At 51.7% G+C, this 26,394-nt stretch carries 23 protein-coding genes; 16 read left to right on the top strand and 7 right to left on the bottom strand.

Translation table 11 applies throughout. The annotated features are described in order from the left end of the window. The first annotated feature begins 12 nt into the window (after positions 1 to 12). The 4 genes from Enr17x_RS05370 to ltrA all read left to right on the top strand — a co-directional run bounded on the left by Enr17x_RS05370 (position 13) and on the right by ltrA (position 5,434). Entirely contained in the window at positions 13 to 696 is a 684-nt protein-coding gene (locus Enr17x_RS05370; protein ID WP_145306608.1) for a UbiX family flavin prenyltransferase, read from the top strand. A gap of 143 nt (positions 697 to 839) precedes the next feature. Next, entirely contained in the window at positions 840 to 2,789 is a 1,950-nt protein-coding gene (mutL, locus tag Enr17x_RS05375; protein ID WP_145306610.1) for a DNA mismatch repair endonuclease MutL, read from the top strand. A gap of 968 nt (positions 2,790 to 3,757) precedes the next feature. Continuing rightward, positions 3,758 to 3,931, top strand: coding sequence for a hypothetical protein (locus Enr17x_RS29465; protein ID WP_198000726.1), 174 nt, complete (start codon positions 3,758 to 3,760; stop codon positions 3,929 to 3,931). 171 nt (positions 3,932 to 4,102) lie between these two features. Next, the gene (ltrA, locus tag Enr17x_RS05380) at positions 4,103 to 5,434 is read left to right on the top strand and encodes a group II intron reverse transcriptase/maturase (protein ID WP_198000725.1); all 1,332 of its coding nucleotides are present in this window, start codon (positions 4,103 to 4,105) and stop codon (positions 5,432 to 5,434) included. A gap of 96 nt (positions 5,435 to 5,530) precedes the next feature. Here the strand turns inward: ltrA and Enr17x_RS05385 are convergent, their stop codons facing one another. The 3 genes from Enr17x_RS05385 to Enr17x_RS05395 form a co-directional block, all read right to left on the bottom strand. Beyond that, complete coding sequence (locus Enr17x_RS05385) at positions 5,531 to 6,490, bottom strand: prenyltransferase/squalene oxidase repeat-containing protein (RefSeq protein WP_198000980.1); 960 nt, start codon at positions 6,488 to 6,490, stop codon at positions 5,531 to 5,533. A 226-nt stretch (positions 6,491 to 6,716) separates the two neighbouring features. Next, a complete protein-coding gene (locus Enr17x_RS05390; protein WP_145306614.1) occupies positions 6,717 to 7,289 on the bottom strand; it encodes a TetR/AcrR family transcriptional regulator in 573 nt (190 codons plus the stop codon). Then, a complete protein-coding gene (locus Enr17x_RS05395; protein WP_145306616.1) occupies positions 7,249 to 7,758 on the bottom strand; it encodes a cupin domain-containing protein in 510 nt (169 codons plus the stop codon). Before Enr17x_RS05395 ends, Enr17x_RS05390 begins: the two co-directional genes overlap by 41 nt. A gap of 277 nt (positions 7,759 to 8,035) precedes the next feature. On the opposite strand from Enr17x_RS05395, the gene aroE reads away from it, so the two are divergent. The 6 genes from aroE (at position 8,036) to Enr17x_RS05425 (ending at position 13,840) form a co-directional block, all read left to right on the top strand. Beyond that, the gene (gene aroE / locus Enr17x_RS05400) at positions 8,036 to 9,532 is read left to right on the top strand and encodes a shikimate dehydrogenase (RefSeq protein WP_145306618.1); all 1,497 of its coding nucleotides are present in this window, start codon (positions 8,036 to 8,038) and stop codon (positions 9,530 to 9,532) included. Between the two features lie 12 nt (positions 9,533 to 9,544). Further along, positions 9,545 to 10,072, top strand: coding sequence for a shikimate kinase (locus Enr17x_RS05405; RefSeq protein ID WP_145306620.1), 528 nt, complete (start codon positions 9,545 to 9,547; stop codon positions 10,070 to 10,072). A gap of 24 nt (positions 10,073 to 10,096) precedes the next feature. After that, positions 10,097 to 11,377: a prepilin peptidase gene (locus tag Enr17x_RS05410; RefSeq protein ID WP_145306622.1), complete on the top strand. Its 1,281-nt coding sequence runs from the start codon at positions 10,097 to 10,099 to the stop codon at positions 11,375 to 11,377. A gap of 151 nt (positions 11,378 to 11,528) precedes the next feature. Next, positions 11,529 to 12,134 (top strand): imidazole glycerol phosphate synthase subunit HisH, encoded by a 606-nt coding sequence (hisH, locus tag Enr17x_RS05415; RefSeq protein ID WP_145306624.1) that lies wholly within the window; start codon positions 11,529 to 11,531, stop codon positions 12,132 to 12,134. A gap of 36 nt (positions 12,135 to 12,170) precedes the next feature. After that, entirely contained in the window at positions 12,171 to 12,911 is a 741-nt protein-coding gene (gene hisA, locus Enr17x_RS05420; protein WP_145306626.1) for a 1-(5-phosphoribosyl)-5-[(5-phosphoribosylamino)methylideneamino]imidazole-4-carboxamide isomerase, read from the top strand. A gap of 35 nt (positions 12,912 to 12,946) precedes the next feature. Next, positions 12,947 to 13,840: a DMT family transporter gene (locus Enr17x_RS05425; protein ID WP_145306628.1), complete on the top strand. Its 894-nt coding sequence runs from the start codon at positions 12,947 to 12,949 to the stop codon at positions 13,838 to 13,840. On the opposite strand, the gene thpR is transcribed toward Enr17x_RS05425, so the two are convergent. Continuing rightward, entirely contained in the window at positions 13,837 to 14,406 is a 570-nt protein-coding gene (gene thpR, locus Enr17x_RS05430) for an RNA 2',3'-cyclic phosphodiesterase (RefSeq protein ID WP_145306630.1), read from the bottom strand. The genes Enr17x_RS05425 and thpR overlap by 4 nt on opposite strands. Before the next feature lie 49 nt (positions 14,407 to 14,455). Then, on the bottom strand, positions 14,456 to 16,933 hold the full coding sequence (locus tag Enr17x_RS05435; protein ID WP_145306632.1) for a Tex family protein: 2,478 nt from the start codon (positions 16,931 to 16,933) through the stop codon (positions 14,456 to 14,458). Between the two features lie 612 nt (positions 16,934 to 17,545). Here Enr17x_RS05435 and Enr17x_RS05440 point away from each other — a divergent pair. The 3 genes from Enr17x_RS05440 (at position 17,546) to Enr17x_RS05450 (ending at position 21,018) form a co-directional block, all read left to right on the top strand. Then, positions 17,546 to 18,229, top strand: a complete 684-nt coding sequence (locus Enr17x_RS05440; RefSeq protein WP_145306633.1) for a hypothetical protein — start codon at positions 17,546 to 17,548, stop codon at positions 18,227 to 18,229. Between the two features lie 67 nt (positions 18,230 to 18,296). After that, positions 18,297 to 19,841, top strand: coding sequence for an ATPase (locus Enr17x_RS05445; protein WP_145306635.1), 1,545 nt, complete (start codon positions 18,297 to 18,299; stop codon positions 19,839 to 19,841). A 211-nt stretch (positions 19,842 to 20,052) separates the two neighbouring features. After that, a complete protein-coding gene (locus Enr17x_RS05450) occupies positions 20,053 to 21,018 on the top strand; it encodes a tetratricopeptide repeat protein (RefSeq protein WP_145306637.1) in 966 nt (321 codons plus the stop codon). 84 nt (positions 21,019 to 21,102) lie between these two features. On the opposite strand, the gene Enr17x_RS05455 is transcribed toward Enr17x_RS05450, so the two are convergent. Together Enr17x_RS05455 and Enr17x_RS05460 are read right to left on the bottom strand one after the other, a co-directional pair. Next, positions 21,103 to 22,509, bottom strand: a complete 1,407-nt coding sequence (locus Enr17x_RS05455) for an aspartate aminotransferase family protein (RefSeq protein ID WP_145306639.1) — start codon at positions 22,507 to 22,509, stop codon at positions 21,103 to 21,105. Positions 22,510 to 22,578: 69 nt separating this feature from the next. Further along, positions 22,579 to 23,859 (bottom strand): Gfo/Idh/MocA family protein, encoded by a 1,281-nt coding sequence (locus tag Enr17x_RS05460; protein ID WP_145306641.1) that lies wholly within the window; start codon positions 23,857 to 23,859, stop codon positions 22,579 to 22,581. Positions 23,860 to 24,114: 255 nt separating this feature from the next. Here Enr17x_RS05460 and Enr17x_RS05465 point away from each other — a divergent pair, with 255 nt between their 5' ends. The 3 genes from Enr17x_RS05465 to Enr17x_RS05475 all read left to right on the top strand — a co-directional run bounded on the left by Enr17x_RS05465 (position 24,115) and on the right by Enr17x_RS05475 (position 26,390). Beyond that, positions 24,115 to 24,849 (top strand): GntR family transcriptional regulator, encoded by a 735-nt coding sequence (locus Enr17x_RS05465; RefSeq protein WP_145306643.1) that lies wholly within the window; start codon positions 24,115 to 24,117, stop codon positions 24,847 to 24,849. Positions 24,850 to 25,011: 162 nt separating this feature from the next. Beyond that, complete coding sequence (locus Enr17x_RS05470; RefSeq protein ID WP_145306646.1) at positions 25,012 to 26,031, top strand: sugar phosphate isomerase/epimerase family protein; 1,020 nt, start codon at positions 25,012 to 25,014, stop codon at positions 26,029 to 26,031. Positions 26,032 to 26,150: 119 nt separating this feature from the next. Beyond that, the gene (locus tag Enr17x_RS05475) at positions 26,151 to 26,390 is read left to right on the top strand and encodes a Trm112 family protein (protein WP_145306648.1); all 240 of its coding nucleotides are present in this window, start codon (positions 26,151 to 26,153) and stop codon (positions 26,388 to 26,390) included. The last annotated feature ends 4 nt before the right edge of the window (positions 26,391 to 26,394 follow it).

The following is a 26,394-nucleotide window of genomic DNA, read 5'->3' on the forward strand; positions in this document are numbered from 1 at the left end:
GGGGATGCCCTCATGTCAAATGTAGTCGTCGCAATCACCGGAGCCAGTGGTGCCATCTATGCCGTCCGGTTAGTTGAAGTTCTGATGGCCGCCGGCCGCACCGTGCATCTGACGATCAGCTCTTCCGCTGCCCATGTCATGAAGCACGAACTCGGCTTGAAAATTGATCTGGAAAACTTTGATCCAAATCAACTGCTCCCCGATCATGCCAGTCTGCCCGCCGACAGCACGCTCAAAAAAATGCGGCATGCTTCCAACGAAGATTTCGCACTGAGTTCTGTCTTAGGCGATTCCGATCTGCAACAGGGGAAACTGGTCTATCATCATTATCAGGATTTTTCCGCGGGCATCGCCAGCGGCTCATTCCTGACAGAAGGCATGGTGATCTGTCCTTGTTCGATGGGAACGCTGGGCAGCATCGCCTCGGGCGCCTGTGGTAATCTGATTCATCGTGCCGCCGACGTGCATTTGAAAGAACGCCGCAAACTGATTCTCGTCGCCCGCGAAACACCGCTCGGCTTGATTCCGCTGGAAAATATGGTCCGCCTGACGCAGGCCGGTGCGACGATCATGCCCGCCTCGCCCGGTTTTTATCATAATCCGGTGACGATTCACGATCTCGTCGATTTCATTTCCGGCCGCGTCTGTGATCATCTGGAAATCAAACACGACATCCATCAGCGCTGGGGCAATTAAGAATCAGCAACCGTGGATGATAGCCGCCATTGCATCAAGTCTGTCCACTTCTTCTCCGAGTCTTCATTGCGATTCGACCGATTTCCGGTTAAAAACAGTATAAAGAGACGCACGCTACTACAAAAAAATGGACTGATCTACTAATGGAACGGAAGGCCTCCGTGGAAGCAATTTCCCGCATTCATCAACTCGATACCAGCGTGATCAATAAAATCGCCGCCGGCGAAGTGATCGAACGCCCTGCGAGTGCCGTCAAAGAACTGCTCGATAACAGTATCGACGCCTTAGCGACCCGCATCGAGGTCGACATCATGAACGGCGGGGCCGACCTGATTCGCGTCGTCGATAACGGCGAAGGCATTCATCCCGAGGATCTGCTGCTCGCCGTTTCCAGCCACGCGACCAGCAAAATTACGTCCGCCGACGACCTCTTCAGCGTGCAGACGATGGGCTTTCGCGGCGAGGCGCTCGCTTCCATTTCCGAAGTCAGCCGATTTCGCATTCGCACCCGCACCGCCGATCAGTCTCAGGGGCTCGAGTTCGAAGTCAACACGGGAACCGCCGGCAAGCCGCAGCCTTGTGGCTGTCCGCTCGGCACCGCCATCGAAGTCCGCCAGCTCTTCGCCAACACACCCGTGCGGCGGAAGTTTCTGAAAACGACCAAAACGGAATTTGGTCACATCAGCGAACAGTTCACCCGCGCGGCTCTCGCTCATCCGCGATTGTATATGGTCCTGCGTCATAATAATAAAGTCATCTTCGATCTGCCTCCCTCCGATAATCTGATCGATCGGCTGCGACTGTTTTACGGCAAAAAACTGGCCGACCATCTGATCTGGGTCGAATCCGAAGTCGACGACATTCGCATCTGGGGTTACGTCTCTCATCCCAGCGAAAATAAATCGACCCGCAAAGGACAGTACCTGTTTTTGAACGGTCGCTGGATTCAGGACCGCACCTTGCAGCATGCGTTGACCGAAGCCTATCGCGGCTTATTGATGGTCGGGCGACAGCCGATTTCGTTTCTCTATCTCGATATGCCCGCTTCGATGGTTGATGTGAATGTGCATCCCACCAAATCCGAAGTCCGTTTCCGCGACGGCCAGCATCTGTATCGTCAACTGCTCTCCACATTGCGCAGTCAGTTCCTCAGCATGGATCTGCAATCGCAGATGTCACTCGGGAAAAAAGGGGATATCGACCCGGCTGCTATTACACCGCCGCCTACACCAGAACAAAAACAGAACCAAATGGAATTGACCAGTTGGGCCAAAGAACAACTGGGTCAAATTGCCAAAGATCATCCCACGGTCCAGATCAGTTCCGCCCCCCGTTCCATTTCCTCAACCCCCGATCTCGCAGCTCCGTTTACCAGCAAAGACGCCATTCCGCTTTCTCACTTTCAGCAGGTCGCCGAGCAGTTGCATTCAGCACAGGCACCGGAAGTATCGGCAGAACCAGCCGACCTGGTCATCCCCGACATTGATCGACCCGCAGATCAGTTCGCCGAAGCTGCCACCGCCGATCTCAGACCGATTCAGGTGTTGAACTGTTACATTGTCGTTGAAATCAAAGGCGCGCTCACCATCATCGATCAGCATGCTTTGCATGAACGTATTATGTATGAGTACTTCCGAAAACGTGTTCTCGCTCAATCGGTCGAATCTCAAAAGTTACTTGTCCCCCTTACGATTGAAATGAGCGCCAAGGAAACCGCCCTGATTCTCGATCACGCGGAAATACTGGGTAGCTTCGGTCTCGGCATCGAAGAGTTCGGCGGCAACACACTGCTCGTGACCAGTTATCCCGTGATGCTTAAAAAGGCGAACCTCGAACAACTGGTGCGCGACATCGCCGACAACCTCGATAATTCCAAGCAACCCTCAAGGCGGGATTTGCTGGACGACCTGATCACGATGATGTCCTGCAAAGCCGCCATCAAAGCCGGCCAGCGGCTGACACAGGAAGAAATTTATAGCCTGCTGGAACAGCGTCACTTGATCGACGACGCCCATCACTGCCCTCACGGCCGACCCTCGGCCCTGGTGCTCAGTCACGCCGAACTCGACCGCCAGTTCGGGCGCATGGGCTAACCTCGTAAACAGTACCGCCTTAAATTCATCTGACCTGCTGTTTCCTTCCGCTGCTCCGGTGCGAAAACATTCTCTTGACAGCAACGTGACGGGAACCACAATGCGGAGATAACGTCGCGCGCGCGAGTGAGCACTACAAAAGCAGTTGAGAATTTTCGCACCTGCTGAAGAGAGCACTACAAAAGTCCCTGTGTAGAGCACGATTTGAGTGGCTTTCCCCAGCAAGGTTCGGTTTTGAGCACCGTCAATTATACGCTTATCGAAAGCGTTCGCGGCACGATCATCACCTGTTGACAGGGTATCACTAAGCGTTCGTAAGTGGTTCGCAACCAAACCCCGCTTGACGCCCTCACGCCGTTGAAGAAGATGGTTCAGAGTCACACAACAGACTGAAAACAAAGCACAGCAAAGCAGACACCAGAAAAGCATTCCCGTATCCTCCCTGAAAAGAATATTCGAACCGGCAAACAATAGAGACCGATCCCACACGAGCAAATTCTACCCGATGTCAATGTACGGGCCGCAGATGAAAATCCAGTAGTAGAACTGATCAAAACGCTCTACTTACTGAGCGGCAAGCAATGGCCCAATAAGCTCCCCTGTGCCACGGCCCGGCTTGTCCGGCCGTGCCCGATAATTCCCGAATACCTCGCGAAAAAATTGTAGGGGCAGTGCCTGTGTGCCTGTCCGCCTGGCGAGCTTCATTATTTATGGTCGTTTGAATGGAACCAGTTAAAAGAATTCGTACGTTTTCCCTGTAAGCAACCCTGTCCCAGCGGGCGGCCACATAGGGTCGACCCCTAGTGCGCCTGCAAGCGCATTGAATCAGCGAAGTGAAAGTCCTTGCCGAAGTTTGACCTGAACTTCGTAACAGAAGGTAACTGCGTTCTCGTGAGAGGAGGTGGAGAGCAACCGGATGTGAACGACTAGTCCGTAGGATAACGAACTCGATTCGGCTTTTCGTTGTGGTGAGCCAGCTAGGGAATGGCGAAGCCCAAGTGACGTCGTGCGAAACTCTGCCGAGTGGGTGCGGGACCGCTGCCAGCGGTTCCGCGACGGTCAGCCCCGTGGTTCAAAACCAGGTCGGTCCCGGGGGCAACGAGGGGTGGTTGGAGACGGAATGGTCTGAAGGTTTGATGTGATGAAGCAGGGAGACCTGCCCGATCTTAAGGATGGCGTTCATGTGCCGGATTCCGGATTCTCTGGAGCCGACCGGTACGAAGAGCCAGTTGGGTAGGAGTCAGAGCATCCATATTAGCGAAGAAGCGGGGTAACGCCCGTGGAGCAAAGGGATGCAGGAAGGTAGATGTGGAATGAACCGAAACAGGGAACAAAAACCGACGCGAGTGCCGTTTGCGGCTAAACAAGTCGGAGAAGCTTCGTCCCGCTGGGACTGGGTAGAACCATGTGTCTGGACAGACCGCATGTTGACGGCCCTCGAAACGGGGGTGAAAGGAGGCCAATGGTTCAGTCTGATCGATAAAGTCGATCGTGATCGAAATTTGTATCAGGCGTTTCGTAGAGTAGCCGCCAACGGCGGTGCAGCTGGTGTGGATCACGTCAGCTGCGAACGCTTCGCCGAGCGATTGATCCCGAACCTGAGAAAGCTGTCGCAACAACTGCGGGAAGGAAACTACCAACCGCAGGCAATCCGGCGACAGTGGATTCCCAAGCCGGGGAGCAGGGAACTGCGTCCTCTGGGGATTCCCACAGCTCGGGATCGGGTGGTGCAGACCGCATTACGCCAAGTGCTGGAACCAATCTTCGAACGGGATTTCGCCGAGCAAAGCTATGGTTTCCGTCCCGGGCGCGGCTGTAAGGATGCGCTACAGCGTGTCGATACGCTGCTCGAAAGCGGTTACACATATGTGGTGGATGCAGATTTGAAGAGCTATTTCGACACAATTCCCCACGATAAGTTGATGAATCGGGTCCGGGAGAAAATCAGCGACGGCCAGGTGCTGACGCTGATCGAGATGTTTCTGCGTCAACAGATTCTAGATGACCTTGCCGAATGGACTCCCGATCGTGGGAGCCCCCAGGGAGCGGTGATCAGCCCGTTGCTCAGCAACATCTATCTCGATCCCCTCGACCATTTGATGGCGGGAGCCGGAATTGAGATGGTCCGTTACGCAGATGACTTCGTGATTTTGTGTCGAACTCGGGAAGACGCCGAGCGAGCTTTGGAGATGGTGCGGCAGTGGACGGCGGAAGCCGGCCTGACGCTGCATCCGGACAAGACTCACATCGTCGACATGGCCGAGGGGAGCTTCGATTTTCTGGGTTACACTTTCCAGGGGCGTTATCGCTTCCCTCGAAAGAAAAGTCTCCAGAAATTCAAAGACTCCATTCGGCAGAAGACGAGGCGGACGAACGGGCATAGCCTTCAATGCATCATTGCACAGCTCAACCCGACGCTACGTGGCTGGTTCAATTATTTTCAACACTGCCAGCCTTCCACGTATACCATCCTGGATCAGTGGGTTCGCATGCGTCTGCGAAGTATACTTCGGAAACGTCGTAAAGGCAAAGGTCGCGGACGAGGACACGATCATTTACGCTGGCCCAATGCTTATTTTGCCGAACAGGGACTGTTCTCCTTGAAACAATCCCATGTTCTGGCCAGTCAATCCTCGCAGAGGTAAAACTACCAACCGGAGAGCCGGATGCGGGAGAACCGCACGTCCGGTTCGGAGGGAGGGGGGACCGGAAGCAACCGGTCCTTCCTACCCCTATCTTTTCTATTGCGGCAGGCTCTCGACCAGACTGATGACGGCCCAGCAGGTGCCCCAATAGATGGCGGTTTCCTGAACGCTCGCTTTTTTCTTTTCTTTGGTTCCCTTTACAGGCCACGAACCATCTTTGCGTTGTGTACTGACGAGAAACTGTTGTGCCTGTTTGATCGAAGCGTCTTCTCGATTCACGCCTGCTTCAAGTAATGCATACAATGCCATACCTGTTCCCAGTGCGTCGCTTTCGTCAGCTACCATCCAGCCCCAGCCGCCATCCGGTTTTTGCAGACTGTGAAGTTGCTTCAGCATTTGATCGCGGACTTCAGAATCCTTCGCCTGAACTGCGAGCAGTAATCGCACCGCATACCATTCAGTACTCTTTCCGGGCGGACTGGCATTGATAAACTGCATCGCTTTTTCAACAACGGGGGCGCTCTTTTCATTCCCTTCTCTGATCAGCGTTAGTGCCAGCCACATGGTAGAGACCGTGTTTGTTTCCGCGGCAGGCCGCTTTTGAAACGGGAGCTGCCCACCCGCTTTCCAGGAACCGTCCGGCTGTTGGCCGTCCAGAAGCAGTGCGGCCAGTTTTTGGCGAGTCTCCTTTTGATCCGGGGCGATGCTGGAATGACCTGAGCTTAAGAGAATCTGAACCACCCCTTCCTTGTTTCCCAGCCCGACCGTTTTGCCTTTGTCATTTTTTGAGAGCGATTTGTCGGTTGACCAATCGGTCCATTCTTGCAGCTGATCGCTGACTTCAAAGCCGTGTTGTTTTGCGGCATGCAGGCTCCAGACCATATTTCCCCCACGGTGGCAGGAAACGCATTTCTTTTTCTCAATCCACCACAGCCCTTTTTCCTCGATATAAGGAATACTGCGCTGAACCGTTTCGCGAACCTGCGTCGTGGTAACCTGATCCTCGGGTAAGGCACCCGCCGACACCATCAACAAAAGGGAACTGAAGGCAAGCATACTGGAGCCTTTCTGCATGCGCTATGGAAAAAGAAGACTCTAAGAACCCCTCAATTATATCAGTCTAGGATTATGAATAGTACCAGTGATATGGCATTTCGTTTGGGAAACAGGAGGCAAGGGGTTTGGCTTCTGTACAAAAGGTGCGTCTGAAAGTGATTTGTGCTGCAAAATGAATCTCTGGTGAACCGGGTCTGTTGTTGCTTCAACTCTCATAAAGTAAATCTCATTCTTCCTTCTTCAATGGTAAATTTTTACGACAGGCTGACAGAATCTGACGCGATAGAGCAGGAGACTTGACCGCGCGGGCCAGTGACAGTCCGCCGAAACAGAGTGCCAGCGTAGCAAGCACTTCCTGCCGGGTAAATTGGTTGCCCGAACGTTCGAGGAACTGCTCGGTCAACCAGTTGATCACCTCTTCGAACTGTGTTTTGGTTTCCTCATCGGCCCGGCCCAGGTCGGAGAGCAGGGGGGGAATCGAGCAGCCTTCTTCCACATTCTCACAATGTTTACTGGAAAGGTAACGCAGCATGATGTTCGCCAGATCTTCGGGGGTCTCTGCCTTCTCCAGCGCGCCGTTCATCGCCGCCTGGTCTTCAATGAAGGAATGCACGAGGCTACTTCCCAGAACATCCGACTTCGAATCAAAGTGACCGTAGAACGCGCCCGAAGTCATGCCGGCTTCTTCCATGATGCCGTCAACGCCGCTTCCCACGTAACCTTGCCGCTTAAACATTCGCAGGGCGGCGTCCAGAATTTTATTCCGTGAACGTTGTTTCCGGTCCGTGGGTTGATTCATCTTCAGGACTTTCTTTCCAGGCAATTGGGTGCTTCAGTCTTTTTCCATCCGAGATTCCGCCCGTGATGCGGCTCTCTGAATGGTATTGGATCACCAGATAGTATAACGGTTCCTCCGAATGGTTTCGCCAGACGCGCGGCACTTCCGGCGAAAGGCGGATAAAGAATCCCTCCGAAACATTCAGCACTTCCGCGCCTGCTTGAAATTGTCCCTTCCCTTTGAGGATAAAATAAATCTCATCATTTTCCTGATGACGATGTACGAACGGCATCGCGGCCCCTGGCGGCAGGACGTTGATTGACATCTCTAACCCTTCGGAATTCAGGTATTTCTTGAGAAAATATTTCCCCCGCACCGGTATTGGCGATTCCGGCGGAGAGAGCTGAAACTGGCCCCAGTTTTCCATGGGACCCGCCTCAAAACAGTCAAATCCTGTGCCGTGTTGTGCACGCTCGGTGGTCTCACTCATCTATTTGTCTCCCGATATTTAAGAAAGCGGAATTGTTAATATAACGATCGTTATATAGCGGTCGTTATATTAAGTCAACGGCAATCTGGTATAATCCCTACAATGGGAATCGTCTCAGATTACCCATTGAGACACGTAGACACTTGTTTGAGTCGGGGTACGATATTGGTTACACTGTGAACCTGCTAAGTCGTTATTTCATCGATCTGTGGGGAAAGCAAAGCGAAAACCGCATTCACAGATCGTTCCGATCAAAATAGAAAGCTGAAGTAATTCAATGATTTGTGTCAGCATCGGTCGAACCCGGCACAAAATGGTGATGATGGAACACCGCTCCCTGGCAGAAAAAGGGGCGGAATTGGTGGAGATGCGTCTGGACTGGATCGCCCGTGCTCCCGATGTGAATCGTCTGATTAAGGACAGGCCGACGCCCGTCGTGATCACCTGCCGCAGACCGGAAGACAAAGGCCGCTGGAATCGGTCTGAAGAACAGCGACAGGCGCTGCTCAGGACGGCCATCGTTTCGGAAGTTGAGTATGTCGACATTGAAGATGACATCGCCGACAAAATTCCCCGCTATGGCAAAACCAAACGCATCATCAGTCATCATAACTTTGATGAAACGCCGGATGACCTCGAAGAAATCTACGCTTCACTTTGCGAGAAAGATCCCGATATCGTCAAGCTGGTCACGATGGCCAACTCTCCCGACGATTCGGTACGCATGCTGAAACTGGTGGCGAACGCCAAGGTACCAACCATCGGTTTCTGCATGGGAGAATATGGCGTAATCAGCCGGATTCTCTGTGGCAAATATGGTTCTCCCTTCACTTATGCCACGTTCAGTCGCGAACGGGAACTGGCACCGGGACAACTCTCCTTTTCCGAGATGACACGCATTTATCGCTACGACAAAATTGGTCCCGAGACGCCCGTGTATGGCGTGATTGGCGATCCGATTGCCCATAGTCTGAGTCCGCTGATTCATAATCTAGCGTTTCGTCATGATAAGTTAGACGCCGTTTATCTGCCGTTTCGCGTTCCCAAAGATCGTCTGCCGGAAACATTGAAAGAATTCGAATGGCTCAACGTGCAGGGGTATAGTGTCACGATTCCGCATAAAGCGGGAGCCCTCAAGCTGGCGGGAAAAGCAGACGAAGCTTCAAAAAGTATGGGCGTGGCCAATACGCTGTTTCGTGATAGGGACAATGTCTGGCAGGCTCGTAATACCGACTACGATGCGGCCCTCAACAGTATTCGCCTGGGACTCGATCCCGAGGGGAACGCAACCACTGATCCGATTGATGGCAAGCAGGTCTTGCTGCTCGGAGCTGGTGGTGTTTCGCGGGCGATCGGCGCCGGCATTGTTGCTGCCGGCGGTGCGTTGACGATTTCCAATCGCAGCCGCGAACGGGGCGAGAAGCTGGCCAAGGATCTGGGCTGTAATTTTAGTACATGGGAAAACCGGGGCAGTGGTCGATATGACATTCTGGTTAATGGAACTGCGGTCGGTATGCATCCCAAAGTGAATGAGACACCGTTTGCGCAGAATTTTCTGCAGGAAGAGATGCTGGTCTTCGATACCGTTTATAATCCCGAAAATACTCTACTCCTGAAACAGGCGCGGGAGCGAGGCTGCAAAACGGTTTCCGGAATTGAAATGTTCGTCCGCCAGGCCGCCGCTCAATATAAACTGTTTACCGGAAAAGAACCTCCCCTGGAAGTCATGCGGAATACATTGCGCAAAGGGATTTCCGCTGTCGGAAAACTCTAAGGGAACCGTCGCATGCCAGTCATCACATTAATCGGCTACCGGGGCAGTGGCAAAAGCAGCGTCGCTGCGCCTCTGGCAGAACGACTCGGTTTTACCTGGATGGATGCCGACGACGAAATCGAGCGAGTCGCCGGGAAATCGATCACAGATATCTTTGCCGCAGAAGGGGAAGTGCACTTCCGCCAAATAGAACGCGAGGTCATGCAGAGTCTGCTCGGTCGCGACAAGCTGATCATTGCCGCGGGCGGCGGGGCAATTCTGAATACGGAGACACGCAATGAAATGCGCGAGGCTGGTCCAGTGATCTGGCTCAATGCCAGCGTGTCGGCACTGGAACAGCGTATTTCAAGTGATGCCACCACAGCCAGCCGCCGCCCTGCGTTGACGTCGAGTGCTTCCCAGCGCGAGGAAATTCAGAATCTACTCGACCAGCGCGAACCACTCTATCGGGAGGCAGCGACAATCACCGTTGAGACCGATTCCAAAACTGTTTCCCAAATCGTCGATGAAATTATGACGTCTCTGGATTCCACCGATTAAGGCACGACGAAAGTTTTCCCGATTATGACTCCCTTTGGCATCAACCCTTATCTGATACTCTTGCTGCTGTTTCTGTTGGGAACAGTTTTGGGACGTCTGATTAATCTCTGCATCGAAGAAATCCCGCGTGAAGAAAAGGTCGGGGCCGCCTGGGCACGCGTCGCACGCCGCATGCGGCATCTCTGGTCGCGTTATCATATTCCCATTATCGGCGTTTATCTCACGCGATCCCGCGATTCGACCTTTCCCTATAAACGTTCCCAGCGCGAAGCACTGGTGGAACTGTTAAACGGCGTGATCTTTGTGCTCCTGTATTGCGCGGAAGTGCCGCTCAGCGGTCAGTCCACGTTGCAGGACAGCGGCCTGTTTTCCGCGTATGCACCCGATCCTGCTGCGATGAAGAATTCTCTGCTGTCGCCGGTGGCGTTGTTGAATCTGCGCTATGCTTTTCATCTGGTGTTGATCGAATCATTGATGATCGCGACCTTTATCGACTTCGATCTCAAAATTATTCCCGATGGGGCGACGATGCCGGCGATGTTTTTCGGCGTTGTCGGATCTTTTGTGTTTGGCTATCTCTATCTGGTGCCGGTCTGGTTTCAGGAACCATCGATCGTCCGTTTAATGGGACTGTATTTTCCGGAACAGTATCGTGCATCCTTTGTTGTTGAGAAAGTGCCTCGGTGGATTGAGATGTATCCGCACCTGCACGGCCTGGCAGTCAGTCTGGTTGGACTGGTCGTTGGTGGCGGCGTCGTCTGGGCCGTTCGTATCATCGGTCAATGGACGTTGCGGCAGGAAGCGATGGGCTTTGGTGATGTCATCTTAATGGCCGTCATCGGCAGTTTCCTCGGCTGGCAGGCAACCGTCACCGTGTTTGTGATCTCCCCTTTGTGTGCTCTGGCGGTAGTCGCTGTTTCCATCTTTTTTAAACAGTCGCGCGAAATTCCCTTTGGCCCGTACCTTAGCCTGGGGGCATTACTGGTGCTGCTGGGCTGGCCTCAAATCTGGCCTCTCGCCGAACGTATCTGTCATATGGGCCCACTGTTGCCAATTCTTTCCATTCTGATGCTGGTCTTACTGGCTGCCTGTCTCTTGTTCACCCAGATGATGAAATGGATGCTGGGAATTCCCCTGTATTGGCAGGAAGAATGGCTGGATGAATGGACATCCGCCGATCAGTTAACCTATCAGTCAGGCGAAAATGTGGATGAAAATCAGGGACGCTGGGAGCGGGGCGCCGATGCACATACCCGCGCCGGACGGGGCACACAGTACAATCATCAGTGGAAAAAAGGACGATAAGTTCCCAAAACGGACACTTTGGGTGGGCATCATTCACAAAAACGGTGGCAAACACTAGAATCGGCGGCACGCGCTGAACTTTGAAACCTCGAATGTGTCATTAACGGCGTCACTGTGCGTATTCGATTGAGACCTGGAATAAGATAACACTATGATTACAATCGTCGATTATGGAATGGGCAATTTGAGGAGCGTCCAGAAAGCCTTTGAAAAAGTCGGGGCCGAAGCAGTTATTTGCTCGGACCCGGATAAGATTTCTCAAGCGAGCAAATTAATCCTGCCCGGCGTAGGCGCCTTCCGAGATGCCATTCAGGCCTTGAAAGATCAGTCGCTGGTCGAACCGATTCTCGAGCACGCCCGTTCCGGCAAGCCTTTTCTCGGAATCTGCCTCGGGCTTCAACTTCTGTTTGATGTCAGCTATGAAGACGGCGAATACGAGGGGCTGGGAATCATTCCGGGAAAAGTCGTGCGTTTCGAAGATCAACCCGATCTGAAAATTCCCCACATGGGCTGGAACCAGATTGAACGCACGGCCCCGCACCCGATTCTGGAAGGCATTCCCGATCACGACTATTTCTATTTTGTTCACAGCTACTACGTTGCACCCGAGAATGAATCGGATGTCGCTGCCTGGACCGATTATGGCTGCCGTTTTGCATCGATGGTGGCCCGCGACAATATCGTCGCTTCACAGTTTCACCCTGAAAAAAGCCAGGACGCAGGACTGAAGCTACTACAAAATTTTGCTTCCTTCTAAACTAAGTTTTATAGAAAAAAGAAAGTCAGCTCAGCTATGGAAATACTGCCCGCCATCGATATTCGGGGAGGCAAATGCGTTCGTCTCAGGCAAGGTGATTACGGTCAGGAAACCGTATTCGGCGATGATCCCACCGAAATGGCTCAGCGCTGGGCAGACGGCGGCGCCTCACGTTTGCATCTGGTCGACCTGGATGGCGCGAAAGCGGGCAAGCCCGTCAATCAGGAAGTCGTTCGCAAGATTGTACAATCCGTCTCCATTCCCTGTCAGATGGGGGGCGGGATTCGCGATGAAGCGTCTATTCAGCTCATGCTGGACGACGTCGGCATCGACCGCGTAATTGTCGGCACGCAGGCTCTCAAAGATCCACAGTGGTTCAAAGAAATGGTCCAGCGCTACCCCAATCGACTGGCGTTGGGGCTGGATGCCCGCGATTCCAAGGTGGCCACTGAAGGTTGGCTCGATGTCTCGGAAACCTCGGCGATTGATCTGGCGAAAGAATATGTGGGCGTGGAACTGGCGGCTGTCATTTATACGAATATCGCTAATGACGGCATGATGCAGGGCGTCGATGAAGGCACAATTCAGGATATGATTGCACTGGCCGAGCTCGGTTTGCCCGTGATCGCTTCAGGTGGGGTGACGACACTCAAAGACGTAACCCGTCTGGCGGAAGTCAGTCGAGCACAGCCGAAGTTAGTTGGTGCGATTATTGGCCGAGCCTTGTATGAGGGGACGATTGAAGTTCCCGCCGCCATTACCGCCGCCGAGGGGTAAGGCGTTTCCGGAGCCGCAGGAACGGACAGCATTTCATGACGGATGAAGTTGAACAGGCGAAACTGTTCCGTGCGCGGATGCTGGTGCTGCTGGCTTCGGTACTCTGGAGCTTGAGTGGCGTGTTTATCAAGTCGCCTCCCTTCGAGTCGATTCCCGAAACAGATCGCGGCTTGATCCTGGCCTGTTATCGCGCGTTGTTTGCCGGTTTGTTTCTGCTGCCGTTTGTGAAGTTCAAATACGTGCGCTGGCGACCCGGTCTGATTCCGCTGTTGATCGCCTTTGCTTCGATGAATTTACTGTTCATGACCGCAATGACAAAAACGTCTGCCGCGGCTGCGATTTTTTTGCAGAATACCAGCGTCGTCTGGGCGATGGTGTTTGGTTTTCTGTTTTTAAAGGAACGCATCGAACGCGGATCAGTTCTAGCGATCCTGATTGTGCTGGCTGGCATTTTTTGTATCGTGGCCGGCGACTGGGCGAGTGAGAACTTTTCCGGAAATTTGATCGCGCTCACTAGTGGTGTGTGTTACTCACTGGTTGTGCTCTTCTTTCGCGTCCTCCGCGACGAACATCCTGCCTGGCTGGTCGCGCTCTGCCTCTTAACCTCAGCGGGCATCGTGGCTCCCTGGGTGGGGAGTCTGGGGGTTTCTCTAACCGGCCAGCAGTTTTTTCTCCTGGCTTTGTTAGGTGTGGTCCAGTTGGGAGCTCCCTATGTCATCTTTTCGCATGCGGTCAAAACGGTTAATTCACAGGAAGCCGCTCTGCTGGTACTGGCTGAACCGATTTTGAATCCGATCTGGGTCTGGCTGTTCTGGGGCGAGACCGTTTCGATGGAGACGCTCATCGGCTGTTCGCTGATTATTCTGGGACTGCTCGTGCGGTTTCTGTTTTTCCGACCGAAACAGATTCTGAAACCGAACAATGCTTAGCGTGCCGCAAGCTTTACCGTCTGCATTTCATGATAGTGTGCCCGCTCTGTTTTGAGTTCGGACTGATAAAACTTGAGTGTGTCTACCGTAGCCTCTCCCCATTCCGCATTTTCGCGATCCCGCAGAATTTCAAACAGATCTTGGGGGGGCTTGGCTTTGACGCGGGCCAGTGTCAGGTGTGGATGGAAGCCTTTGCGTTCGCGGGGATAACCCAGTTTTTCCGTTTCCCGTTCCAGAAATTCCGCCATTTCTGTCAGCACGCTGGCATCACTGATGCCGGCCCAGATGACGTTTGGTCGTTCTACACGCGGGAAAGCACCCAGGCCTTTGAACGCTAGTTTCATACGCGGGAATTCCGTTCGCATCGTTTTCAGAATCGAGCTGATGGGCATGATGTCATCGAGTTCCGTTGGCCCCAGAAACTTCAGGGTGATATGCATCTGGTCCACAGGAATCGGTCTTACGGCGGAGCCGAGCTGTTCCAGCTTTTGCATTAATTTCTTAAGACCCCGTGGCGGTTCAATGGGGACGGCGATAAATGTGCGTGTGCGTTGGTTGGCGTGCATTATTATAATTCATCTGGGATTCCGTTTGCGAAGCGGAATATCGATTTCCCTATTTCTTCTTCTGGTTCCAAAGCGCTTTGAGTTGGTCAAAGCCCTGCAGGGGCTGTTCTCCGGTTTTCATTTCATCCGTCAGTTTAGGTGGCGGCGACCCCTTTTTGCCAGATTTTTTTCGCTTTTTTCGGGGCGGCTTGTTTTGATTACCGGGGGCAGCGGCTGCCGATTTGGCTTTCTCGGTTTTTCCCGGTTGTTGGGGGCGCTGTGCTGGTTTGGATTGATCCGGCTTCGGTCGTTGTGCCTTTTTCGGCTGGCGATCGGTGCCCGGTTTGATCAATGTCAAAGAGACGCGGCGGCGTTCCAAGTCGACACCCAGTACCCAGGCAGTAATCACATCACCAACTGAGACAAACTGATACGGATTTTCGATGAAGTGATTGGCCATCTCGCTGACGTGAATCAAGGCACTGTCTTTCAGGCCCACATCCACAAACGCACCAAAGTCGACCACATTCAAAATCGTGCCTTGCAGTTCCATGCCTTCAACCAGTTGCTCCAGCTTGAGCACTCCCTGTTTGAAGATCGGACCCGGCAAGTCAGAACGTGGATCGCGGCGGGGACGCACAATCGCTTCCAGGATGTCTTCCAGTGTTGGCAAGCCGATGTTTAAATTTCGGCTCAGATCCTGTTTGTCGAGCTGGCTGACTTTTTCAACGATCGAAGCACGATCGCTGGCCGTTGCTTTCAAGCTATCTTCCGGTAGATCAAGTTGTGTGAATACTTTATGAGCGTGCTCGTAGCTTTCGGGATGAATCCAAGTGGAGTCGAGCGGCTCATCACCGACATCGATTTTCAAAAAACCGGCGGCCTGGGTGAACGTGGCATCGCCGATCCCCGCGACATCGAGCAGCTGCTTACGATTCTGAAATGAGCCATGCTTGTCGCGCCATTCGGTAATCCGGCGGGCGATCAACTGATTCATTCCAGAGACATGCCGTAACAGTGAAGCACTGGCGGTATTCAGATTCACGCCCACATAATTCACACACGATTCAATTACTTCATCCAGTGATTCTTTCAGACGCTTGGAATTCACATCGTGCTGATACATGCCGACCCCCAGGTGTTGTGGGTCGATTTTGACCAGCTCGCTCAATGGGTCCTGCAGACGGCGGCCAATCGAAATGGTGCCACGAATGGTTGCGTCCAGATCGGGAAATTCTTCACGGGCAACCGGACTGGCAGAATAAATACTCGCGCCCGCTTCATTCACAATTAAGTAACGGGCCTCGGGTTGGTTCTGTTCAATCATCTCGGTGATGATTTCTTCTGTTTCCCGGCAGGCAGTCCCGTTGCCGATCGCGACCAGTTTACATTGATGCTCGGTCAGCATGTCGGCCAGCTTGTTGCGGGCGTAATCTTTTTTCTCGGCTGAACCGGTGACATACACCAGATCGGTGGCAACGCAGTTACCCATCTCATCCAGCACGGCAAGTTTACAGCCTGTGCGTAAACCGGGGTCGATGGCCAGAATCCGCTGACCTTGCAGCGGCGGTTGCAGTAGTAAGTTTTTCAAATTTTGTGCGAACACCGAGACCGCATGTTTTTCTGCTTTTTCCGTCAGTTCGCGACGAATTTCACGATCGAGGCTGGGCAGAATCAAACGTTGTAACGCGTCGGTAACCACTTCTTTTAAAAACGAATTGAAGCGGTGATCATTCAGATTCAGATGACGGATAATAGACAGGCAGGCCGAGTCTTCCGCCCATTCGAACCGAATACGCAGAGCGCCCGATTTTTCTCCCCGGTTCATGGCCATCGTGCGATGATGGGGCACTTTGACGACCTGTTCCGAGTAATTGAAATAGTCGCGGTATTCCTGACCGGATTCTTCTGCTTTCTTGGTGGCAGTCACTGCCAGACGGCCGGACCGCCAGGCGATCTTACGGGAGATATCACGCACATCGGGGTCTTCACCAATTTTTTCTGCCAGGATATCGGAGGCCCCTTTGAGCACATCTTCTGTTGTGCGGGCGCCTTCTTCTGCCTTGGTATATTGTTTTGCCGCTTCCGTCAAATTCTGAATGCTGGGATCGCCGGCCCAAATGGCATCGGCCAAAGGTTCGAACCCATGCTTACGCGCGGTGGCAGCGCGGGACGTTCGCTTCGGGCGATAAGGGCGGTAAAGATCTTCCAGACGTTTCAGGGTATCGGCTTTTTCGATTTCTGCTTTCAGCCGGGGAGTCAGTTTCTGCTGCGCTTCGATCAATCGCAGGATTGTGGATGCTCGTTCCCAGATTTGCCGTTTCGATTGCACTCGCTTTTGAATATCACGAATCTGAACTTCATCCAGATTGCCCGTCCGCTCTTTACGATAGCGGGTGATAAAGGGGACTGTATTTCCTTCGTCCAGCAAAGCAATCACATTCAGGATCTGCTGTGATGTGAGATTCAATTCCGAAGCCATCTTCTCTGCATCTTGTGCAGAGAAGGGCGTGCTGGAATGATTCTTTTGTATCTCAACCGCATCCATTTCGATCTCGATTCGTCCCGATCAATGGTTTCGAAAATATATATTTGGATTCTGAAAAACTACAGGGTCTATTACACGACTCTCTATAAGAATAACTGTTTTAAGAAAAAATAGAAATGCCCGTTCCACAACCTCGGAGTCGATCGAATTGTTTCACCTGAAAGTGTAGTGAGCCCGGCGTGTATTGGATAGGCTCACGCAGATCAAAACAGGACACACATAACGCGAATTTTAACACCAGAGAATTTATTAAAGGTCTTTTTAATCTGTATTTTCTGACGGATCAAAACTGATCAACAAGCAATTTATCCCGCACATGATTCAGGTTGAATCCTATTCCTTTCAAAAGCCTGACCAGGCGGCAGTGTTCATTTCTAATTTTGTTTGTAGCACAGGCAAGAATGACTTTGATTACGAATTGGAGTGCGCTGGTGTATGAAATTATCTCTCTCATTCTCTCGGCAGAATCGTTTTTCTCGTTAGGACCGGACCTCTCCTCTGCCGATAAGAGACAAAAGGACAATCTCGAGAAATCATCGGTCTGGGTTGCGCAATCACGAGTTGCGCGAATAGACGAGGATTCCAGTACAGTCATTTCATGGGGGGGATGGCATGACGACTGCCGTCAAAATTAATACGTATCTGCTTATCTTGTTTATGGTTAGCCTGGTAAATGGCCTCGACGCGCAGGCGGGGTGGCCTTTTTGTTCCAAAGAGGAAAAAGAAGCAAAATGGGCGGAGCGCGCCGCAAGGCCTGTCGGGTCGCGTCAGAAATATAAGTTCGGCGAACTCTGGCCTCCCTATCCCCGACCAACCGGTCCACCACGACGCTTCTGGAATAAATACCATAGCGCAACCTATTGGCCTTACCCTTATAACTGCGAAGATAAGGCCTACGTCCGCGACGTCATGGAACGGCAAATTCACAATGGCTGGACTGACCAGACTACCTTGTATGCCTATCACTTCGAGCAGGATGGAAACAAACTAACCGAGGCTGGTTTATTACATCTGCGCTGGATTCTGGAACATGCTCCGGAAAGCCGTCGCACCATTTTTGTGCAGACTGCCAATAAATCGATTGCCAGTCAGGAACGTCTGGCAAATGTGCAATATGCGGCTTCACAAATGGTTGGTGACCAGCGTGTTCCTTCTGCGATGTTAAGGCTGTCACCCACTTATGGTCGACCCGCGCGTGAAGAAGATCTGAAATACCGTGCGTATGTCGGTTCGATTTTACCTCCGCGCATTCAATATACGGCGGGTGGTGGCACAGCAGCAAACGGCGGTAATTAAGACCGGCCTTTTTTGTGTTCATTCCGATCGAATTCCCTGTTCAAGTTAGCTTAATCGTAAACCTGTAATGATAGATCGCCCGACCGACGAGGAATCTCGCAATCCATCCGAGGAGTCATCCCTGGAGTACGAAGAGTCTTCAGAACAGGTGATTCGTCCCACGACGAATCACCACGACCTGACTGACCTCTATAGCGATCTGTTTCAGAAAAAACAGACCGCAGCAGATCCGGGCAGTGTTGGACAGCCAGAGCAGACAGCGGATAAAGTTCCCTTCCCGGGAGCCAAAAACGAAAGAGGAGTGATTCCCGCGCCGCAAACGCTGGAAGAGACCGGTTTATCATTAATTCAGCTGTGCAATCTGGTTTTGAAGCAGTTGTATTTACAGGGGAGCGCACTGGGAATTGAAATTTCCCGCAGCGCGCATCTGCCGTTCAGCATTATCGATGTGGCGCTGGCTTTCCTGAAAGATGATAAGTGCATTGAAGTCACCTCAGGGAATATGATCGGCCGTTCTTCGTATCGTTTTAATCTGACTGAACTTGGTCGCATCCGTGCGCGAGAAGCCTTTGAACAATGTCGTTATGTCGGGCCCGCACCGGTACCCTTAGACGCTTATGTGCGCCAGTGCCAGTTACAGACCGTGGTCGGCATCGAGTGTACGCCGGAACGGCTGGAAGACTCGTTTTCGGATTTCATTATCCGCGAAGGTCTGTTGGATGAATTAGGCCCTGCGGTCTGTAGCGGGCGATCTATTTTTATCTATGGACCGCCGGGGAACGGGAAAACCTTAATCGCCAAAGGCCTGGGCCGGTTTCTGAATCGTCAGGGGGGCGAAATTTATGTTCCCTATGCGATCCAGATGGAGAACAGCATCATTACGCTGTTTGACCCGACCATTCATCAGACGACCGACGATCACGAACTGGAAGCACGCAATAATACCGATCCGAAAACTTCCGGCAGAATGCCGGAAATGGAAGACTGGGTCAAACCGGATACGGACTTGCGCTGGCGTCGTATCAGGCGTCCGGTCGTGATAACCGGCGGTGAGCTGAATCTGGACATGCTCGATTTGCGGTATAACAAAACCAGCAATTTTTATACGGCTCCGCTTCACATCAAAGCCAATGGGGGCGTCTTTCTGATTGATGACTTCGGGAGACAGTTGGTCAGTCCCAAAGACCTGCTCAACCGGTGGATTATGCCGCTTGAGGATCGGGTTGACTATTTAACACTGGCGACCGGAAAGAAATTTGCCATCCCCTTTGAACAGCTTATTGTATTCTCGACCAATCTGGATCCCAAAGATCTGGTCGATGAGGCATTTCTGCGTCGCATTCGTCATAAGATTGAAATCAGTGCGCCGTCCCGTGAAGTCTTCACAGAGATTGCCCAGCTTTGTTGCCGCCAGCGGGGGGTCGAATATAGCCCAGTTTTTGTAAGTTATCTATATGACACCTACTACAACCAGGGAAAGTCTCCCAGATCGAGCGACCCGCGAGATTTACTGGAGATTCTTCAATCAATCTGTCGATTTAAAGGACAGGAACCCATCATTTCTACTCAACTCATATCAGAAGCGGCGCAACGTTTCTTCTGTCAAATATAGCTTCTCTCCTGCAATATCTTTAGTAAGCCTTTTATTGAAGGCCCCTTAAAGCAAATAGATTCATTCATGATCACTCTTGTCCTGGCTCACTGTTCTGTCATCACTGATGGCGGCATCAGACAGTACAACGCCAAGAGTGACCGCCATTGGAAGGCCAACATGAAGAATTCAGAATTCAAGTTTTGTAAGTGCACCTCATGGAGGTAATAGAATGTCAGTACGGATGACAAAACAGACATGGATCGCTGGAATTGCTTGTGCATTACTGGTATGCACCGGTTGCTCTTCCATGCGAGAGAAATTTGTTGCCAGTACAGATGAAGCACCCACAACTTTGAAAGAGAAGGTGTCTGTTGCTAAGCAGAAGCTGAAGAATCCGGATAAGTTTTATATTACGCATGGACAACTCCAGGAAAAAATGGGTGATATGAATGCGGCCCGTTCTTCCTACGAAGTGGCTTTGGGTGAGAACCCGAAATCAATTGAAGCCGTTCTCGGTCTGGCGCGTCTGGATCAGGTCGCCGGTCGAAAAGTCGCTGCTGAAAAAGGATTTCAGAAAGCTCTGGAGATGGCACCGGAAGATCCGAAGGTCCGTGCCAGTATCGGTCAGTTTTATGCGGCTGAGGAAAAGTGGGATCAGGCAATTGCACTGTTAAAAGATGCTGTGAAGTCGGCACCCGCTGATAAAAACATTCGCTATCAACTGGGTATCGCCATGGCATCCGCGGGCGACTATCAGGGGTCCATGCCGCATCTGATTCGTGCGGTGGGCGAAGCCGAAGCCCATTATAACATTGGTTACATTCTGAGGGACCGGGGACAACTGCAGGCTAGCGAGCAGCAGTTTCTTCAAGCCGTTCTGCTGAAACCGGAGTTCAACGAAGCACAGTACTGGCTTGACGAAATCCGTCGCGAAAAAGAGAACCGTCTGATGCTGGCTGGTGTAACAACCGGCGGTGCCACCGGCAAGATTGGAGGAGCACAACAGGCCTCCTATTCAAAAACGAACCAGAAAAAAACAGCACAAGTCAAACGGCAAGCACCGGGTATCTCTAAGGGGATGAGCCCGGCCGGCATCTCGACCGCGCCTAAGTCGGCAACGAGTGCGGGGAATACGCCGCCGCCTAATCTGACTGCCGAACAGTTAGAGCAGTGGCGGAACCAACGACAGTTCTAGTTTTTGCAATGAGTTTAATCGAATAAAAAAAACAGGCCCCGATGTGAATCGGGGCCTGTTTCGTTGACAGTCTTTCATTTGGTGTTAAGCAGAGGCGGTTGCACCCTGCAGTTGCTCTGCCAGTTTCACGCACAATCGTTTCAGCAGTGCAATCGATTCTTGTGCTTCTGTTTCTGTCATCGTCATTGGTGGGCTGACGCGTAAGACATTGCCGGCGAGTGCTCCCAGCAGGTGAATTCCGTCTCCGCCTTCCTCACCCAGGTAACAGGTTTTGACGAGTTCAATGGCGACTTCCTGGCTGGTTTTGCCACCCAGCTCGGCACATTCGATTCCAAAGACCATGCCTTCACCGCGAACTTTCGCGATCACACCGGTTTCTTTCAGGCTCTGCAAACCATCGATGTACAGCTTCGAAAGTTTCTGGGTGTTTTCCATCACATCCGTTCCTTCGAACTCATCCAGCGTCGCCAGGACCGCAGCAGAGGAGAGTGGGTTGGCACTCCAGGTATCAGATGCTTCGCCGTATTTCAGGCTGGCGATGACATCATCCCGACCAACGGCAGCCGCAACGGGAACGCCGTTTCCAAGACCTTTGCCGAGCACAACAAAATCGGGCTCGACCTGATAATTCTCAAATGCGTACATGCAGCCGGTACGACCGAAGTTGGCCTGCACTTCATCGAAGATCAACATGATGTCATGGGCACGGCAGAAGTCCTGCAGGACTTTATGATACGCCACTTGCGGATGATAACTTCCCCCGCCACCCAGGTAGGGCTCGGTAATCAGGCAGTTAATCCGTGTACCAAATTCGGTCCAGAGATCTTCCAGTTCCTTTTGATAGACAGAGGTATCCAGAGTGTCATTGCATTTGGAAATGTCATCGCATTCCGTGCGGGGGAAGCTGATGAACTTCACGCGCGGATCTCGATCTGCGTCTGTTTCGGAACCAGTGACGGCCCCTGCCAGCCCTTTTTTGCCGTGGAAACCATATCGAGTCGCCAGAATGATATCCCGCTCGGGGTCACGGTGCAGACATGCCCAGAGTGCTTTTTGAACAGCTTCCGATCCGGAAGCGGCCCACATGACTTTGTCGCAACGATTGCCCCCTGTGAAGGATTGAATGTTCGCGATCAGGCGTTTGCTGGCTTCCGTTTCAATTTCCGTCACCGCGTTATACGCCGTCAGTGTCGCTGCTTCGAAGTAGTCGCCTTCTCCTTCGCCGGTAATGTGTTCCGGTTTCCAGCCCAGGTAGTCGCTGAAGCGTTTCATCCAGCGGCGAGGGTTGTGACCCAGGTTGGCAACCAGCACGCCTGAAGTGAAGTCATACAGGCGACGACCTTCCGGTGTCCAGTGATAGCAACCTGCAGATTTCGCCAGTACTGCCTGACTGGGAGTGAAGGTTCTTAATGCCAGTGGTTCTGTCTGAAACAAATCCTGGCGAATGTCATTAGATTGATTTTCGTTGTCAAACTGAATGGCTGTAGTCATGGTTTTCTCTTTTAGATGACAGAGTGTGATAAAAAATGGGTTACAAAAATTGTTTCAGGTTGTTGTGAGTTAAACGGTTCCGTCGTAAAGCACTTCTGCTTCTGTTGAGCCGGGACGATAAAGCACCAGGCCTCCCTTGTCATCGTTGACACGGACCACGCAGTCGGGCTCGCCTTGTGCGTGTTTTTCCAGAATCGCTTCCAATGCCTGCACGGTTGCGACGGTCTGGCGGTCTGCGGATAAATCGTTGTAGCTGAAAGAGCGAATCTGTTCTAAGCGTTGTTGCCGTTCTGATTCCGGGCCGCCAAACTCAATCTGCGCGACTTCACGGGCAAACTGTTCAATAACTTCAATTCCGTAGCCTCGTTGTGAACGCTCATTCCACGGCTCAACGAAGGTTCCGTTGAAGTGGTTGTTCATCGAGTTTTTAATCTCAAAGGGAGTCTTGTCTTCGACCGTGCATTCCACACCGCGTTTGCGAGAGTGTCCATTCCATAGTCCATTGTCGAAACGGAACTGAACTTCCTGTTCGACGTACCCGGGGAAGTTATCCGGTGTGACCCAGGATGTATGAATGTCAAACGCGGCTTCACGACCGGATTCATATTCATAGATCATCCGCAACTGACAACTGTCCCAGGTTGGACCGTCTTTATCGCCGACTAATCCACGCTGACCGGAAGCAGTGAGTGTTTTCAATTTTCCGCCGAACGTGAAATCGATCAACTTGATATAATGCACGGCGACATAGGTTCCGGGGTTGCGTCCCGTGATCCATTGGGCAAACTGTTTTCCGGAAATTGCTTTGGGTTCCAACAGAGAGCAATAGCCACTATTCACATGCTTCAGAACATCATCGTACACGAGTGTGCGGAGTTTTTTGTGATCGGGATCGAAGAGTTTGTGGTAGACCACTTTGGCGGTGACATTATTTTTCTCGGCTAAAGCGACCAGTTCGTCCAACTCTTGCAGTTTTAAAACCGAAGGCTTTTCCACGATCAGGTGTGTGCCTGCTTCCAGCAGCTTTTTACAGGAATCAAAGTGCCGATCATCGGGAGACGCCACACAGGCAAAATTCAGACCAGCCGCCGCCATTTCCTCAATCGCGTTGTCACCGGCGTAACTTTCGAAACCGCCTACTTTTTCACTCCGTTCTGCCAGATACTTTTCAGCTCGGGAGCCGGTGCGAGTTGCGACCGCGTCCAGTGATACTTCAACGGGGCCCGTGGCGCGTTGATAAAGGCCCGTTTCGTAGACCGTTTCAAAAAAAGGACGGTAAGTCTCGTCGACAATCATTCCAAATCCGACCAGACCTGCTTTAAGTTTGTTCTGGTTTGTCTCGGTGCTCATAAGATATCCTTAAGTGAATTCAATATATGGGATTTTATTGGCTGGTAATTTCAGTTATATTGCTATAATAAAGATGGATAAAACTTAATAAAGCTGCGAAAATCGCAAAAGTGAATTCACTTTAGGCGTTGAAAGAGGAATTGTCAAGCCTCTTCTCCCCTGTGATAGCCGAAGAATTCCGGGTTTCCACGCGTCGGTCTGCTATGAATCGTATCCTGGATTTCACCCCCTGGTTCCAATGGAAATGAGACTCTTGTGAATAAAGATCCTTCTTCAGTCGTCGAAACGAATGGACAAAATGTCATTGAGGATGAAGAAAGTCCATCGCTCGTCGATGAGGTGTATCAAAAGCTTTTGTTGCGCATCATCCGTTGTGAACTTCCCGGCGGGACCGAATTAAAAAGCACGCAGCTGGCCCGTGAAATCGGCGTCAGTCGGACACCTGTGGTGCAGGCACTGGCACGGCTGCAGGCGGACGGCATTGTGATTCAGCAGAAAAATCATCGGGCTGTTGTCAGAGAAGGGGCCGAGAACTGGCTGGTCGAAATCCATGAACTGCGATTACTGCTGGAACCTTCTGCTGCCGGAATGGCTGCTAACAGGATGGATGCAGAAGAGGTAATACGATTACAGGCTCTGGCGTCTGAGGTCAAAATCTGTCAGCAGCAGTACGAAGATGGTGATTTATCCAGCGCTCACTTGCAGAAATGGGGGGCCGCTTCCCGCGCCTTCGATTATGCCTTACATCTGAGTATCGCAGACCATTGTGGCAATTTGCCGATTTGCGAAGCGATTAACAAATGCTGGAGTTATAAACGCGTTTCCTATTCTGCAGCCGGTGAATCTCCTGAAATTATGATTCGCGGGCTATATGATCATACTGTTCTCCTGGACTCATTAAACAACGGCGATTCTGAGACGGCTGCAGCGGCTATGACCATGCATTTGAGAAATGCGGCCCGAATGCGGCCCGACCGTTTGATTGTGTGACAGATTCTGTTGAATTTGTGAAATGCCGTTGAAAAGCGAGTCGGATCTTCTCTTAGCTCTTGAAACTTAGCTGAAACCTGTCAAAAATGACTTCGATCTGGTGCAAACCAACAGCGCAGTCGTATCTTCTTTAGATTTAGAAATAAAAGGCAAACAACCGTCATGTCAGATAATCCACGTGTGATTTTAAGTGCATTTGCAGATGAAGCAGCCAATCATAAAACAGCCATCGAACAAATGGTGGCACTTTCTGCTTTGGGGCTGCGATACTACAGCCCTCGATTTATCGACGTGAATGGCGATGGCAACGTCAAGCATGTGGTCGACCTGAATAAATCAGAGTACAAAGCTCTGCTCAAGCTGCATGATGAATATGGCATGAATGTGACGAGCATCGGAGCACGTGTCGGTAAGATCAAACTCGTCGACAAAGATGATGGCTCGCACAATGTATTTGTTCCCTTCAAGGAATATTTGAAAAAAGAAGTTGCGAATACCATCAACGCAGCAACAACGCTGGGAACGAAACTGATTCGCGGCTTCTCGTTTTATCCTCCCAAAGGCGAAGATCCTAAACCATATATGAATCAGGCCGTCGATCAGATTGGTCAGATTGTGGACCTGTGTGCGAAAGAAGGCCTGGTTTATGGTCTGGAAATCGAACCGAACCTGATCGGAGAAACAGGCCCGCTGCTGGCGGAACTGGCTCGCAAAGTCAAACGGCCGAATATGGTCACAATTTATGATGGCGGAAATATTGCTGCACAGAATAAAGATGCAATGCAGTGCTTGAGCGAGTTTCATGATATGAGCAAATCAATGGGTTGGCTGCACATCAAAGATTACGCCGTCGATAGGGATCTGGAATGGACGGGCGTTGTCGATGAAGAACGCCTGAAGAATTTTGTGCCGGCCAACGTTGGTGATGCCGGTCACGAGTTTGTCTTGCGTGAGCTGCGCGAAATGCTGCCTAAGATGGAAAAGAAAATGAAGAAACTGGGTGTGCCTGGTGTCTTTCTGGAAGTCGAGCCGCACTTGAAAGGTGGCGGCCAGTTTGGAGGCTTCAGCGGCCCCGATGGAATCGGTGTCGCAGTTCGGGCACTCTGTTCCGTGCTGGATTATGTGGGCATTGATTATGATCTGCGCACGTTCAAAGACATTCAGGAACTGCGTGGTTTCTAAATCACAGTATGCAGTCAGCAGGGGGCGAAAGACAGGAAGCATTGGTTTCAGAAAAAACTGTCGTTCGCCCCATTTCTTTGCTACAATAAAAAAATAAAGTCGTTCAAGAGTACAAAACAATGTCGTTTGATCCACAAAATCTGCAGGACATCATTGCCTGCCCGAAAACAAAAACAAAGCTCATCTGTGACGGTGACTTTCTGGTTTCGGTCGACCCAGCCACGCGGCTCAAGTATCCGATTAAGGATGGCATTCCCGTGATGCTGATCGATGAAGCAACCGAAGTTCCACAACAAGAGTGGGCCGACATCATGCAACGTCACAACCGCCATCCGGAAACGGGAGAACTCGTTTCCTGATCTA

The organism is Gimesia fumaroli (assembly GCF_007754425.1).
In the GTDB taxonomy this organism is placed as follows: Bacteria; Planctomycetota; Planctomycetia; order Planctomycetales; family Planctomycetaceae; genus Gimesia; species Gimesia fumaroli.

Coding starts and splice junctions, on each gene's coding strand:
- Enr17x_RS05405 (WP_145306620.1), top strand. CDS start 9,545: ATGCCAGTCATCACATTAATCGGCTACCGGGGCAGTGGCAAAAGCAGC.
- hisA (WP_145306626.1), top strand. CDS start 12,171: ATGGAAATACTGCCCGCCATCGATATTCGGGGAGGCAAATGCGTTCGT.
- Enr17x_RS05395 (WP_145306616.1), bottom strand. CDS start 7,758: ATGAGTGAGACCACCGAGCGTGCACAACACGGCACAGGATTTGACTGT.
- Enr17x_RS05470 (WP_145306646.1), top strand. CDS start 25,012: ATGTCAGATAATCCACGTGTGATTTTAAGTGCATTTGCAGATGAAGCA.
- Enr17x_RS05390 (WP_145306614.1), bottom strand. CDS start 7,289: ATGAATCAACCCACGGACCGGAAACAACGTTCACGGAATAAAATTCTG.
- Enr17x_RS05370 (WP_145306608.1), top strand. CDS start 13: ATGTCAAATGTAGTCGTCGCAATCACCGGAGCCAGTGGTGCCATCTAT.
- Enr17x_RS05460 (WP_145306641.1), bottom strand. CDS start 23,859: ATGAGCACCGAGACAAACCAGAACAAACTTAAAGCAGGTCTGGTCGGA.
- Enr17x_RS05440 (WP_145306633.1), top strand. CDS start 17,546: ATGACGACTGCCGTCAAAATTAATACGTATCTGCTTATCTTGTTTATG.
- Enr17x_RS05445 (WP_145306635.1), top strand. CDS start 18,297: ATGATAGATCGCCCGACCGACGAGGAATCTCGCAATCCATCCGAGGAG.
- Enr17x_RS05435 (WP_145306632.1), bottom strand. CDS start 16,933: ATGGATGCGGTTGAGATACAAAAGAATCATTCCAGCACGCCCTTCTCT.
- Enr17x_RS05425 (WP_145306628.1), top strand. CDS start 12,947: ATGACGGATGAAGTTGAACAGGCGAAACTGTTCCGTGCGCGGATGCTG.
- Enr17x_RS05475 (WP_145306648.1), top strand. CDS start 26,151: ATGTCGTTTGATCCACAAAATCTGCAGGACATCATTGCCTGCCCGAAA.
- thpR (WP_145306630.1), bottom strand. CDS start 14,406: ATGCACGCCAACCAACGCACACGCACATTTATCGCCGTCCCCATTGAA.
- ltrA (WP_198000725.1), top strand. CDS start 4,103: ATGAACCGAAACAGGGAACAAAAACCGACGCGAGTGCCGTTTGCGGCT.
- hisH (WP_145306624.1), top strand. CDS start 11,529: ATGATTACAATCGTCGATTATGGAATGGGCAATTTGAGGAGCGTCCAG.
- aroE (WP_145306618.1), top strand. CDS start 8,036: ATGATTTGTGTCAGCATCGGTCGAACCCGGCACAAAATGGTGATGATG.
- mutL (WP_145306610.1), top strand. CDS start 840: ATGGAACGGAAGGCCTCCGTGGAAGCAATTTCCCGCATTCATCAACTC.
- Enr17x_RS05450 (WP_145306637.1), top strand. CDS start 20,053: ATGTCAGTACGGATGACAAAACAGACATGGATCGCTGGAATTGCTTGT.
- Enr17x_RS05455 (WP_145306639.1), bottom strand. CDS start 22,509: ATGACTACAGCCATTCAGTTTGACAACGAAAATCAATCTAATGACATT.
- Enr17x_RS05385 (WP_198000980.1), bottom strand. CDS start 6,490: ATGCTTGCCTTCAGTTCCCTTTTGTTGATGGTGTCGGCGGGTGCCTTA.
- Enr17x_RS05410 (WP_145306622.1), top strand. CDS start 10,097: ATGACTCCCTTTGGCATCAACCCTTATCTGATACTCTTGCTGCTGTTT.